Source organism: candidate division KSB1 bacterium (assembly GCA_034505495.1).
Taxonomy (GTDB): Bacteria; Zhuqueibacterota; Zhuqueibacteria; order Residuimicrobiales; family Krinioviventaceae; genus Fontimicrobium_A.
The window spans coordinates 3,715-17,138 of the sequence record JAPDQV010000016.1 but is presented as its reverse complement, the minus strand read 5'-3'; the positions used below and the strand labels follow the sequence as shown (position 1 = coordinate 17,138).

14 protein-coding genes are annotated in these 13,424 nt (G+C 55.1%); all 14 read right to left on the bottom strand.

Going from position 1 to position 13,424, the window contains the following annotated elements; genetic code table 11:
* The coding region (locus ONB24_08255) for a hypothetical protein (protein ID MDZ7316101.1) at positions 1-275 on the bottom strand (275 nt) is incomplete at its 3' end.
* 83 nt (positions 276-358) lie between these two features.
* Positions 359-1,141: an energy transducer TonB gene (locus ONB24_08250; protein ID MDZ7316100.1), complete on the bottom strand. Its 783-nt coding sequence runs from the start codon at positions 1,139-1,141 to the stop codon at positions 359-361.
* A 5-nt stretch (positions 1,142-1,146) separates the two neighbouring features.
* The gene (locus ONB24_08245) at positions 1,147-2,538 is read right to left on the bottom strand and encodes an outer membrane protein transport protein (GenBank protein ID MDZ7316099.1); all 1,392 of its coding nucleotides are present in this window, start codon (positions 2,536-2,538) and stop codon (positions 1,147-1,149) included.
* A gap of 30 nt (positions 2,539-2,568) precedes the next feature.
* Positions 2,569-3,753 (bottom strand): hypothetical protein, encoded by a 1,185-nt coding sequence (locus ONB24_08240; protein MDZ7316098.1) that lies wholly within the window; start codon positions 3,751-3,753, stop codon positions 2,569-2,571.
* A gap of 126 nt (positions 3,754-3,879) precedes the next feature.
* Positions 3,880-4,539, bottom strand: coding sequence for a TonB family protein (locus ONB24_08235; protein ID MDZ7316097.1), 660 nt, complete (start codon positions 4,537-4,539; stop codon positions 3,880-3,882).
* Complete coding sequence (locus ONB24_08230) at positions 4,540-5,286, bottom strand: tetratricopeptide repeat protein (protein ID MDZ7316096.1); 747 nt, start codon at positions 5,284-5,286, stop codon at positions 4,540-4,542.
* Position 5,287: 1 nt separating this feature from the next.
* The gene (locus ONB24_08225) at positions 5,288-7,111 is read right to left on the bottom strand and encodes a BatD family protein (protein ID MDZ7316095.1); all 1,824 of its coding nucleotides are present in this window, start codon (positions 7,109-7,111) and stop codon (positions 5,288-5,290) included.
* 16 nt (positions 7,112-7,127) lie between these two features.
* On the bottom strand, positions 7,128-7,859 hold the full coding sequence (locus ONB24_08220) for a tetratricopeptide repeat protein (GenBank protein MDZ7316094.1): 732 nt from the start codon (positions 7,857-7,859) through the stop codon (positions 7,128-7,130).
* A gap of 11 nt (positions 7,860-7,870) precedes the next feature.
* Positions 7,871-8,884, bottom strand: a complete 1,014-nt coding sequence (locus ONB24_08215; protein MDZ7316093.1) for a VWA domain-containing protein — start codon at positions 8,882-8,884, stop codon at positions 7,871-7,873.
* 14 nt (positions 8,885-8,898) lie between these two features.
* Positions 8,899-9,897, bottom strand: coding sequence for a VWA domain-containing protein (locus ONB24_08210; GenBank protein ID MDZ7316092.1), 999 nt, complete (start codon positions 9,895-9,897; stop codon positions 8,899-8,901).
* Entirely contained in the window at positions 9,890-10,906 is a 1,017-nt protein-coding gene (locus tag ONB24_08205; protein ID MDZ7316091.1) for a hypothetical protein, read from the bottom strand. Before ONB24_08205 ends, ONB24_08210 begins: the two co-directional genes overlap by 8 nt.
* 23 nt (positions 10,907-10,929) lie before the next feature.
* Entirely contained in the window at positions 10,930-11,856 is a 927-nt protein-coding gene (locus ONB24_08200) for a hypothetical protein (protein MDZ7316090.1), read from the bottom strand.
* Between the two features lie 24 nt (positions 11,857-11,880).
* Positions 11,881-12,759 (bottom strand): DUF58 domain-containing protein, encoded by an 879-nt coding sequence (locus ONB24_08195; GenBank protein MDZ7316089.1) that lies wholly within the window; start codon positions 12,757-12,759, stop codon positions 11,881-11,883.
* 55 nt (positions 12,760-12,814) lie between these two features.
* Positions 12,815-13,424 (bottom strand): MoxR family ATPase (locus ONB24_08190; GenBank protein ID MDZ7316088.1); only part of this gene is annotated, 610 nt, incomplete at its 5' end.

Genomic DNA, 13,424 nt, shown 5'->3' with positions numbered 1-13,424 from the left:
AGCTTGTAGGATAGTCCGACAACCGCCAGGCCGTTGACGTCCATCACGCTCTCTTTAAAATTGAGCGTAACGCTGGGCAGCAGTTCGAGGATCACTTTGCGGTTGAAATAATAGCTGTAAAGTCCCAGCAAGTCCAGATTGCTGACGGAAGAATCGGCGACCGTTTTAGCCCAAAAGGAAATTCCGCCGCCGAGTTCAGACGATCCGCGCTTTTGGGCAAACAAGGGCAAGGCTGCTGCCAGACAAAGGAGAATGACAATTTGTTTTTTCACCATCGATTCCTTTCTTTGCTACCGGTTTCAGCACCATGATACGGCAATGTCGTCGAGATGCAGAGAATTCCCCAAACAAACCATTTCTATCGCGTATTGCTCAATTCGTCCAACCGCTTTTCGATCAAAGCGATCAAAGCCGGTGCATTTCGAGCCGACTTGGCTGAGCTCAATGCCGCCACCCTAATTTCCGCCTCCGCCAGACTAAGTTGGCGGATCAGGTCCTCTTTGACTTTTGCGCTTAAAGCGGAACCCGGATAGCGACGCAGAAAATCATCGAAAACAGCAAAGGTCATGGGCACCACTTGACGCAGCGGTTCCCAGTAGTCATTCGTCTCGCGCAGGCAAACTTTGCGGACGGCATCATTGATGGATATGCGCGGATACTTTTCCACATAGGTAACCAATCCGATATAGCGAATATACAGCTTGCGCAGCGCTTCATCGCGTTCCTCAGAATTTGCCGCAAACTTGGCTGCCGATTGAAACCCCAGCACCTCATTCACCCAGCGCGCCTCTTCAAAGGCTACGTCGGTGAGCTTGTAGCGCAGAATCAACCGGGTCCACGAATCGACCGGCTTGTCGTTCAGAAGGGCGGGGACAAAGTTCAGGTTGCGGATATAACGGAAGGCGGCGCTGTCGAGAATGTCCGAACCGGAAGATTGGAGGATTTTAATATCTTCGGGCTTTCCCTCGCGATTGACAAAAACAGAGAGGCTTACCTCCCCCTCGATGCGCGCCAGTTGCGCCTCCAGGGGATAATCCAGCTCTCGGTCGCCGGCGACTCTGGCCGGCCGAAAGCGGCCGCGATTGCCGCAGGCCAGAGTCGCCGCAAGAAGCAATAAACAGAGTAAAAGTCGAGTTCGCAATAAAACTAGAACCTAATCGATAGAGTTCCGACGACTTTGTCGAATGTAATATCTTCTTTTGCCGGCGACTGCGTCAAGTCATCGATCGTCTTTCGCTGCCACATGCCGTGCTGCAGCGAAAGCTCGACCATGGCCTGTCGTCCCAGCATAAGACCGGCGCCGGCAGTCAAAAACTTTTTATCAGGCCGAATGTCGGTGTAACGATACGGCGAGGGATCCTCAAAGTATCCGGCCCGAATGCGGGCGCGAACTATGGGGATATACATCTCGGCGCCCAGGCGATAACGGGTAATCGATTTGAAATCCTTTTGAATGCGGGCATTGACCTGGTTCTTGGTCTGCCCGGCAACCGGCGGATTGGTGAGAAACTCGGCCTGCGACCAGTCTTCGAAATCCGCTGCGGCGCTGACCAAAAAGTTCAGAAATTTGAAGGAACCGCCGAACGAAAAGCTGTAAGGCGTGCGGATTTTGTATTGCGTGCTGCCGCTCTGTTCTTCGACGCTGAAGGACTCGCCGCTGTCATAGTATTCATCCCAGGAATCCGCCCACGTTTCTTTGATGCGATACGTCGTCGGCGTTTTGACCGCGGCGCCAAGGCGCAACGCTCTTCCGAATCGGTAAAGACCGCCGATCTTGAAATTGACGGCGCTGAAATCCGAAACGATACTTTGCCGATAGTTCCAATAATCCAAATCAGAGATGTTTTCCAGGCTGTCGGCGTCGTACTCTTGATAGACATTATGGAGGTTGTAGATATCACTCTCGGTGAAATCCATCGCATAATCGTCTTTGCCGCCGATCAAATTGATGGTTGCGCCCAGGAAAAGGTTTTTCTGCACCTCGACGGCGCCCGCAAAGGAAAAGTGGTTGAGGGAGCCTTTTTCGATGATCGACTGCTGTTGATAGAGATTGTTCTCCACCGTAGTATATTGCCAATCCTCTGCGGTTTGGTAAAAATAATCGGGATAGGCAGCCCACTTTTCGTTGTAGCCTTCGATCTCGAAACGATTGTCAAAGTCCTTTACCTTATTATACCCGAAGGCGAACACCAGCGAACCCTGGTAAGTGGGTACCGGAATCGTCAATCCGAGCGAGTTCAAGCGTGTAAAGGTATCTTCGGCTTTTGTGCGCACCCCGATAAAGTCCGCCGTGTTGACCACTTTGTTGTGCGAAAAGCCGATGTTCAATTCCATGCGGTTGATCTGCGCCAGTCCTGCCGGGTTCCAATAGATGGCCGAATAGTCATCGGCAAGGCCCACATAGGCGCCGCCCATGCCCATGGCGCGCGAGCCCACGCCCAATTCCTGACCGATAAAAAAGATCTCTTCCTGGGCCGCAAGTGACGCGGCCGCAAAAATTGCCGCTGTTAAGAGTAAGATGCTGCGGTGTGTCTTCATGCTCGTTATCTCCTGAACTTGTAGATGGAATTATCTTCTGCTTCTGCCGCTGCCGGAGGAACTCGAGCTCGAACGATTGGAGCCCGAGTTGCTGCTTCCGGAAGAACCGGTTCCGGAAGAACCGGAACTTCCCGAAGAGCCGGCGGAAGATGGCCGACTGCTTGAACTGCCGCTCGACCGATTGATCGACGGCGAGCTCGAGGAGCCGGATTCGCGACGCGAGGAAGGCGTGTAGCTCGGCCGCGTGTTGGCGGAAGAACGCGCGGGCGAATCGCTCTCACGCGTTCGATTGGTCACGGTTCGCGTACGGGTTGTTGCCGGTCTCTGCTCGGAAGCAGGTTCTCTCGGCTGGTCTGTGGTCGAGCGTTCGCGAACTCGCGTGCCGGTCGACTGCGGCATTTCTCTACCTTCTCTACCAGTGCGCGAACCAGGAGTCGTGCCGCGCACGGTCCCTTCGGTCGTGCGCTGACGCACGCCGACGGCTTCCCGAGTGCGGGTCGGAGCGGAGCGCGGGGTTACTGTTTCTCGACGCGTCGGCGATGAAATCGCCGTACCGCGCGTTCTGCCCGACTGTGAGCTCGAGGCTGCCCGCACCGTAGTCCTGGCTGCATCGCGGGAGTCGGAGCTGCGAGTACGCGGCGTGACGTAGCTCGGGCCCGCAGCCGTCATTACGGTGCGACGCGTGGGCACATTCTGAACGATAGAGCGCCTGCCGAACGGCCGAGGTTCATTTACTACAACCGTGCCGCCGCCGACATAAACGGGATAAATGACCGGTCCGGCGTAATACACATAATAAGGCCTGAACCATCCCCAGCCTCCATAGACGCGATAACTCATATAAAACACGGGATCGCCCCAATAGGCGTAAAAGCCGACCCACGGGTCATAATAGCGCCATTCACGCCACCACCAGTCGGAGGTATAATACCAATAAGGATCGTACCACCAGGCGTTCAGAACCACCGGCGCATAACCGTACACATAGACGTCATGATCATAGTGATGGTAAACGACCGTCTCCTTCGACTTGGGTTGGCGCTGCTCTTCCACATCCCAATAAGGCTCATCCCGCGTCTCCTCCTCGGCATAGTACTCATCATCATACACATCGGACCGTACGCGCTGCGAGCTGAGCTGCGTATAGCATCCGTTCAAGGAAAGCAGCGCTATGCTCAACAGCATCAATCCCATGATTTTTTTCCATCGTAACATGTTCAACTCCTCCACATGTCAGAGCCGCCCTCCGACGACCGATTGTCGGATTCAGGCTTTTTCCTTTTTCCGAATCTTAGACGATAGGAAAATCTCATTGTTTACGAAAAGTTTTTTCAGTTGTCCTTAACGACGCTTGTCGTCCGGCTGAAAAGAAAAAGTCGAAGCAAGCCACATTGCAACCGGCGTGCCATTGACCGTCGCAGGGGCAAACGTGCTCTTTTGCGCCGCCTCGATTGCCGCCGTTTCGCAGTCGCGACTGCCGGTCGTGTTTTCCAACACAACGGCGTGCTCCACACGGCCGCGCTCATTAATGAGAAGAAGCAGGCGCACGTTCCCCTGCACCCGCATTTTCTGCAGCTCTTTGCTGTATTCCGGCAATACTTGTACCAAAGGCCGCGGGGGAATGGTGTCCTGTTTGGCCGTCTGCGGTCGTCCTTGTTCAAGCCCGGCGCCGAAATCGAACGTGTTGCCGATCAGCGCCGCATCCTGCGGCAAATCTGGTTCTTCGGTTGGAATGGGGATCGAGGGTGCGACGGGACGCGCAGCCCGTCGTCCGCTTTGATGGGTGACCGGAATTTCTTCCACAGTGAATTCAAAGACGACGGGTTTGATCGGCTGCGGCACCGCGGCAAATCGTTTCGGCAGGATATGCAGAAAGGCAATAACAAGAGATAGGGCGATGACCAGAGACCAACGCAGCGTCAGACGATAAGCGGCGTCATATTTTTTGCGACGAAAGGCCATGGGGTGGAACGGTCGAATCGCCGCTCCATGGTTGTCCAATCAAATGAGTTCCAAAGCATCGGCCGGTATCCAGCCGTCTTTGCCGTCCGTCAGGCGAATGCGCAAAAAGCCGGCGGACCGATCCAAGACGCGCACCTTGACGCCGGCATGCAGAGTGAAAACCTCCGTGGCGTCGCGCTGGGGCCCGCTGCGCACATCGACGCTCGGCGAAAGAACGATTGCCTCCTGAATCGTCAGATCATCGCGAACGTTGAGGACAAAAAACAGCGCCGCGACAAGCAGCAGCGCAGCCGTCGGCCGAATCAGAAGGCGAACAAAAGCAAACTTTTTTCGATCGAGGTAAAGAGCGATCAAAAATACAAAGAGTAATACGTATAATGCGAGCGTCATATGCATCCACTGGGGAAGGGTCAGCGCCGTTTTGACGCCGTTAAAAGTCTTGTAAATCACGTCGAATTCCGGCGACGCAATCTTGTCCGCCACCCGCAGCTGTGCCACGCCGAGATTGAAAAGGACGTCTTCGTCCCGCGGCGCCAATTGTTTTGCCCGTTCATAGTTGAGGACAGCTCGACCGATGTCTTCCAGCTTGAAATAGGCGTTGCCAAGATTATAATACAAGGCAGGACTCGCCAATCCTTGTCGGGCTGCCTCTTCGAACCATTGGGCGGCCTCGCGGTAATCGCCGCGCTCGTACGCCTGCACGCCGCGGTTAAAAAGCAGATCAACCGACTCTGCCCGTAAGCCGGTGGAAAGCAAAAGCACCCAAATCCAGCTTGTTGCCTTCATATCACAAAACTTTTTCCAGTTTAATGAGAACCTCTTTTGCCGATTGATAGACCCGCTCCATATCGTCGATCGTTGCGGTGGAGGGGGCAAAACGCTGATAATCGCAGGTCTGCAGCAGCGCGAAAAAGTCGCGAATCAATGCTTCGTCCACGCCGCGGCTGCGAAAAGCCTGTTCCAAATCGGTGCTGATCAAGTCGGCCTTTTCCAAATTCAATTTATCGGCGGCAAAGTTGTTTAAAGCCTCGGCAATTTCAGCAAAAAACTGTTTCTGCTGCTGCACGGCCAGAAAAGATTTGGCTTTGCTCAAACGCCGCATCGCCGCTGCATTCGCGCGCCGACTGCGCGCCAGTGCGATGTTGCTGCTCAGCTTTTCCTGATTTCGCCGATAGAGGAAAGCCATGCCGAAAGCAAGGACAGGCAAGATCAAGCCCATAAAAAACCCGGTCGTCCGATAAGGCTTAACCCCAATCCGCCGCCATTTTCCCGGTTCCGTCCTGATGTAACGAATATCCTGGCCGATGTATTTGACCTCTTCCTTTGTCAAACCCGAGCCGCCGGCCAAAACTGCGCGCTGACCTTTGGCAACATGTACGGTCAGTTCCGGCGTCGTCAGCCGCTGGTAGGAACCGCTCTCCGGATTGAAATAGGCAAATACAACCGGCGGAATGCGCTGCGTGCCGACAAAGCGCGGCACCAACACGTATTCAAAGGTCTTGCTGCCGGAAACGGCGCCCGGTCGGCGTGAAATGTTTTCCGAAACGTTCGGCGCATAAAACTGAAATTCCGGCGGAATCTGCACCTTGGGTTCGCTGATCATGCGGATATTGCCGCTGCCGCTGACGGTAACTTTGAGCGTCAGGGCGTCGTCGGTGGTTATCTCGGTGCGATCGAGCTCGGCCTTGAGCTGATACTTGCCGACAGCGCCGGTAAACTCGGCAGGCTTGCCGGCCTCAGGAAGCGGCATTACGTCGATGGTCACCGCGGGTGACGCTATAGTTTGCGTCACGGTGCGGCTGAAAAACGGGTCATTGAAAAACATGTCAAAGGGATCGCGGCTGCGCCGCCCCTGGACACGGACTTCGCACTGCAGCGTCATCGGACCAATGGTCTTTTCGCCCGCAGAGGTGGGAAACACGGCAATCTTTTTGATGTCGGCATAAACGTAGCGCTTGCCGTTGATGACCTCTTCGTTCACCTGCGGCTGCTGCGGCGCCTCGATTTCTTCGACCCAAAATCCGGACGTCTCCGGCGGCGAAACGATCGAATAACCGCCGACCGAGACGGCCGCATAGATGCGGAAGGTGACGAACACCGGCTCATTCTGATAAACGCGCTTTTTGCTGACGATCGTGCGCAGATACAAATCCTCACCGGCGGCGGCCGGAGCACGGTCGGCCGCAGAGGCCGCCGGGGGCACAGCCTGCGGCGCCGCGCCCTGCACAATCGTCATGTTAATCGGCTTGGATTCGTAGGTCTGATTGTCGTACACCACCTTGACCGGCGGAATGGTAAAGGAACCCACCTTGGTCGCCAGATAATAGAAAGAGTATGATTTGGAAGCCGACATCCTGCCGTTGATAAAGGTGATGTTTTGAGACGTACCGCCGGATCCTAAAAAGGTCAAATAGCCGCCCATGTCCGGCAGCTCGGGCCGATCGACTTTGGCGGCGCCGTCGCCCGACAGCTCGATGGTAAAGATGACCTGCTCATTGAGCGAGGCAGGGTTTCGGCTGACCGTAGTCGTCACTGTCAGCGGTTCGGCCTGAACGATGGCCGCTGCCGCGAGAAAAAGCAGACTATTGAAAATCCAATGGATTCGTTTCATAGTCTTTCAAATTGATTTACCAATCTTTTAAAACGCGCACGTCACCGCTGAACTTTTGCCGCCGCGCATCCTTTAAATTGTCCTGATTCTCTTTCAGCGCCTGGAGAATACGCTCGGCATCTTCTTTCGAAATATCGTCTTCGGAAGCCGGCTGCTGCTGCATCTGCTCCTGCTGTTGTTCCTGCTGTTGGTCGTCCTGCGATTGCGGCTGTTGCTCCTGCTGTTTCTGCTCCTGTTGCTGCTGCTCCTGCTGATTTTGCTGCTGTTGTTGCTGCTGCTGTTGTTGTTGCTGTTGCTGCTGTTGCTGCTGCTGATTGCGGTTTGCCTGATCCTTGAGCAGGCGGCGGACGTATTCCAAGTTGTACTTGGCATCCTGATCGTTCGGATTCAGCTTGAGCGCCTCCTGATAGGCCAAAACGCTCTCGAGCAGCTTGTTCATCCGAAACAGCGTGTTGCCGAGGTTGTAGTAGGCCTGAGCCTGCAGCGATACATCCTTGGTTTTGAGGGCGTTTTGAAACTCTTCCAACGCCTCTTGATAGTTCTTTTTTTGATAATTCGCCGCGCCCATGTTGAAGCGCAGAATGTCCGATTCCGGATCTTTGGTTTGGGCGTCGCGATATTTGTTCAGCGCCTCATCGTAGCGGCCGGCTTCGTAATGCCGGTTGCCCTGAATAATCTTGCCCCGCAGGGTCTGTCCCTGCAGCGGAACCAAGGCAGCCAACAGCAGCCAAAAGATCCTTGCCTTCATCTTGCCAACCCTTAGAAGAATCGGCCGCGCCATTCCTGTCTCTCCGTTTTGCGTTCCGGCAGCACGAATTCGATCAACAACAAAAGCAAAACGACGGCCAATAGGTATTGAAATCGATCTTCGAATTGCGTGAATTGGAGAGAGCCGAGCTCTTTTTTCTCCATTTTGGCGATCTCGTCATAGATCTTTTCCAGTTCGTCTTCGGCCGTGCTGGCGCGGTAATATTTGCCGCCGGTCTGCAGGGCGATCTTTTCTAACGTCACCTCGTCCAGGCGGCTGAGCACCACTTCGCCCTTGCGGTCCTTTTTAAAGGCGCCCGGCATGTCGGAAAGCGGTATCGGCTCGCCGCGCGGCGTACCGACGCCGACGCAATAGATGACGATCCCCTGCCGCTCGGCTTCCGCAACCACCTTCATCACGTCGCCTTCGTGATCTTCACCATCGGTGATCAGCACCAACACTTTGTGCTTGCGTTCGCGCTGATCAAAGGTTTCGATCGCCTTTTGGATAGCCTTCCCTATGGCCGTGCCGGGAACAGGAATCAAATCCGTATCGATCACATCGAGAAACATCTTGGCGGCGCCGTAATCCAGGGTCAATGGGCACTGCACGAAAGCCACGCCCGAAAAGGCAATCAGTCCGATGCGGTCGCCCCGCAGTCGGTTCATGAATGTCTCCACTTCGTGTTTTGCCTTTTGCAGACGGCTCGGCTGTACATCGCGCGCCAACATCGAGTGCGAGACATCGATGGCGACGATGATATCGACCCCCTCCCGCTTGACCTCTTCAATCTTGGTGCCGATCTGCGGCCGCGCCAAGGCGAAAATCATCACCAAAATGGCGATCAAAAGGATCGTAAATTTGTCGGTCTGACGGCTGCGGCCGGCGAGCTTTTGCACCAATGTCAAGTTCCCGAACCGCTCCATGGCCCGTTTCTTTGCCCGTAGAGCCGCAATGTAAAAAATAATCAGCCCGGGAATCAGCCATAACAGAATGAAAAAATGTGGTGCCGCAAAGCGAAGCATAGATCCGTCACTCTTTAAGGAATCTTGCGGAAAACCGTATTCGCAAGCACGATTTCTGCAGTCAAAGCCGCCAAGGCCAGCAACAGCCAAGGAATAAAGAGCTCGCGATATACGGTGTATTCTTTGACCTCGATCTTGGTTTTTTCCATTTCGCCGATTTCGGCATAGATCTGTTTCAGCGCTTCGGTATCCGTTGCCCGAAAGTACTTGCCGCCGGTGATCTTGGCGATGCGCTGCAGCAGCTCCTCGTCGATCTGAACCGGCATGCTCACATAGCGGCGGCCGAAAATAGGATCGTCGACCGGATAGAGCGCCTGTCCCCGCGTACCGGCGCCGATGGTGTAGATGCGAATGTTGAACGCTTTGGCCAGCCGCGCCGCAGTGATCGGATCCAATTCGCCGCGGTTGTTCTGGCCGTCCGTCAGCAGGATCACCACTTTGCTCTTTGCCTTGGAATCTTTGAGCCGCTTGACGCAATTGCCTATGGCCAAGCCGATGGCCGTACCGTCTTCGATCATGCCGGTGTGGACTTCCTGCAGAAACCGCAACAGAACGCCGTAATCGAGCGTCAGCGGACACTGGGTAAAGCTTTGCGCCGAGAAAATGATCAGCCCGATGCGGTCGTTCTTCCGGCCTTTGATAAACTCGGCCGCTACCTGTTTGGCCGCCTCGATGCGATTGTGCGGCTTGAAATCTTCGGCCAGCATGCTGCTGGAAATGTCCAACGCCAGCATGATGTCGATGCCCTCGGTCGTCACCTCGGACTCTTTGGAGCCGGACTGCGGCCGCGCCAGAGCAATGATCACGGCGGCCACGGCAATCAGCCGCAGCACAAACAAGAAGGGACGATAGAGAGCCTTTTTCGAAGGCGTCACGCTCTTGACGACACCAAGGGTCGAATAGCGCAGCGTCGCCTGTACTCTGCGCCGCTTCAGGCTGCGGACATAATAATAGACCATGCCCGGCAAAACCAGAAGAAGCAGAAGGAAATAAGGGCTCGCAAATCTAAACATCGCCGCCCTCCAAGGACTGCTCCGTCACCGGAACCGCTGCTTTCTCGTTAGCTGTAGATTCATTGGGTTCCTCTGTCAGAACCAGCTTGGTCTCGTTGACGAACCGATAGGCCAGTTCGGTCGTCCGACGATGTTCCTCTTCGCTCGGAAGATATTTGGCAAACTTGACCCAATCGCAGGGCTGCAGGAAACTCTGCATCATTTCCACCAGCTCTTCGGCCAAACCGGCTTCGCGCATGGCTTCGAGGAGTTGGGTGGTGGTCATCTCCATGGCATAGATCGCATAGCGGCCGTCAACGTAACGGCGAATGATGTCGGACAGCCGGCTGTAATATTCTTTGATTTCGCCTTTGGCAAGCAGATCCGAATTCACGAGCTCATCAAGTGCTTTGAGCGCCACCTCGTGCACCGGTGACGGCAGTTTGGCGCGGCGCGGCAAAAGCGGCAATCCCTGCTGCCGCCGCCGGATGATATAAACCGCGGCGCCGACCAGCGCCAATGCCGCCAGCGAAGCGGCAATCCAGGCGAACAACGCACGATAGTTGTAGGGCGGCGTGATCGGCGGCTTGATGTCGCGAATGTCGCCCTTTTCGTCCGGATTAAGGCTTTCCACGACGATCTGCAGCGGCTGAGTGGCGATCCTTTTCCAAGTCGTATCGATTTTGCTGCGATAGGCGACTTCGAACGGTTGAATCTCGAATTCGCCGGTTTCAAAAGTCGAAAGGTGAAAGACGACCGCTTCGACTTTTTTTCCTTTTTCCTTTTTCGGCTTCAGCACTTCATAACTGCGGATCTCGAAAGCGCCCAGATTGGCGCCCAAAGCGGGCATCTGGATTTCGATTGCAGGGTCATAAACCACCCGCACCGTATAGGTAATGACGTCGCCGATCAGCATCCGGCTGCGGTCGACCGTCGATTCGGCGGTAATTTCATCCGCCGCCGCGTTGCTTTCAAAAGACGCAAACCCGATCAGAAAAAAAAGTGCAGTTTTCTTGATTACGCCTTTCATTCGCCGGCCGTTCCGTTCAATCGTCACCTGACTCGGTTCTCGTAAAACTTGGCGCCTTCGGCAATGATCATCTTTTCGATCAATCCCTGATAGGCGCTCTGATATTTCGAGCGCAAAAGCTCTTGTTGAACTTCCGCCCGAACCTCATCCAGAGTCTTTTGCCGAACTATATTGCCCTCGGCGTCCTTTTCCACATACTTGTCTTTATGTGCCTGATAATAGAGCTCTACATCGCTCGGCTCGATCTGCACTTTGCCTGCAATTCGGTCCTGCAGTAGTTTTTGTACCATCAACGCCTTTTTCGCCTGGAACGTTCCTTCCACGACTTCAGGGTCTTTGTCGAGGCCGGCGCGCAGGGCGGTATCATACAGCAGCTCCGTCGCCACATATTCGCGCAAAAAGTCGCGCTTTTGCTCGGGCGTCGTGATCTGATTGCGCACGCTCGGCGGCAGCTTGCTGATTTCATAATCCAGGTCTCCCTGGGTGATTTGTCGGCCGCCGATTTCGGCTACTACCTCACCGGGCCGCTTGGTGGGAACGGTGTCCGGCTTGAGCTGCACCGTCTCGCTCAAAGCCTGCTGGGCATCAGTCGGCCGATCCAACCGTTCGAGGCAGGCGACAATTCGCTTGTTGACCTCGCTCATCAAACCGGCTTCCGGGAAAAAGTGCTTGATTTTGAGATAATAAGCGAGCGCTTCCTCGTAATCCTTGATGCGGTCGAAATAGAGATTGGCGATGATGTAATTGACGTTGGCGCGTTCTTTGTCATCGATCTTGCCGCTCTGCAAGTACTCCTCATAAGCCGCCGCCGCTTGTCGATAGAGGCCGCGGTTGACCAACTCGCCCGCATATTCGCGCAGCTTGTCGGGATTGACCGTCTGTTTTCCTCCTCCGCATCCGGAAAGCAGCATTGCTGCAAAAACAAAACTCAACACAAGGAACTTTTTCATTGGGTGACTACCTCCGATTATGTCTCAACGGAACCGCTTGGCGCGCATACGGAAAAAGCGGATCAGCGGTTCGATGTAGGGTTGATCGGTACGGATGTCGATAGAATCGACCGCCAAGGTGCGAAAGAGCTTTTCCCGCTGCTCCGACCATTCGCTCGTGCGCTGAGCAAATTCCCGCCTCACTTCCAGGCTGGAAGTGTCGAGCAAAAGAATTTCGCCGGTCTCGGCGTCTTCCAATTCGAGGATGCCCACATCGGGCATATCGATCTCGCGCGGGTCGGTGATGGTGACGGCCACCAGATCGTGCCGCTTGTTGGCAATCTGCAGCGCTTTTTCATAACCCGAGCTGATAAAATCGGAAACCAAAAAAACCACCGACCGACGGCGCGCCACACGCGAGAGGAACTCGAGAGCGGCGGCAATATTCGTCTGCGTGCCCTGCGGCTTGTGATAGAGAATTTCGCGAATGACACGGAGCACATGCGACTTGCCTTTCCGCGGCGGTACGAACTTTTCGACCTGATCGGAGAAAATGATCAGTCCGACCTTGTCGTTGTTCTTGATCGCGGAAAACGCCAACAGGGCGCAGATCTCTGCGGCAATCTCGCCTTTCATCTGCCGCACCGTGCCGAACTCGCCGGAAGAGCTGACGTCCACCAGCAGCATCACGGTGAGTTCGCGCTCCTCGTCGAACACTTTGACGTAAGGCCTGCCCTGACGCGCCGTGACGTTCCAATCGATCGTCCGAATGTCGTCGCCGATCTGATATTCGCGCACCTCGGCAAACTCCATCCCGCGGCCCTTGAACACCGAGTGGTATTCGCCCGAAAAGACGTCGTTCACCAGGCTGCGGGTGGTGATTTCGATGCGTTTGACCTTTTTGAGTACTTCTTTGGGTACCAAGCGGTCAGCCTCTCCGACTTTGGCTTTAAATGTTTCCCGTCGATAGATTTTTTTCTCACGGCACCTCGATCTTGTTGATGATGCGCCTCACCACCTCTTCGGCAGTGATCTCTTCGGCTTCGGCCTCGTAGGTGAGGATGACGCGGTGACGGAGAACGTCCAGCGCAATGGAGCGCACATCCTCGGGCGTCACAAAGCCGCGGCGGCGCAAAAAGGCGTGCGCCCTCGAGGCCATGCTCATATAGATCGAGGCGCGCGGCGAAGCGCCGTAGGCGATCAACTCGTCCAATTCGTTCAGCCCATACTGAGAAGGCTTGCGCGTCGCAAATACAATGTCGACGATATAGTTTTCGATTTTCGGGTCGATATAGACTTCGTGCACCGCTTTCTTGGCGGCGACAATTTCTTCCGGCGTGACGACCGGTTCCGCAGTTGGCGTCTCCAGCCGCGTCATGCGGCGCATAATTTCCAATTCTTCTTCGCGGGATGGATAGCCGATCGACAGCTTGAGCATGAAACGGTCCACCTGCGCCTCGGGCAGAGGATAAGTACCTTCCTGCTCGATGGGGTTCTGCGTCGCTAAGACCAGAAACGGTTCCGGCAACCGAAAGGTCTGATCGCCGATGGTTACCTGCCGTTCCTGCATTGCCTCCAGCAAGGCGGAC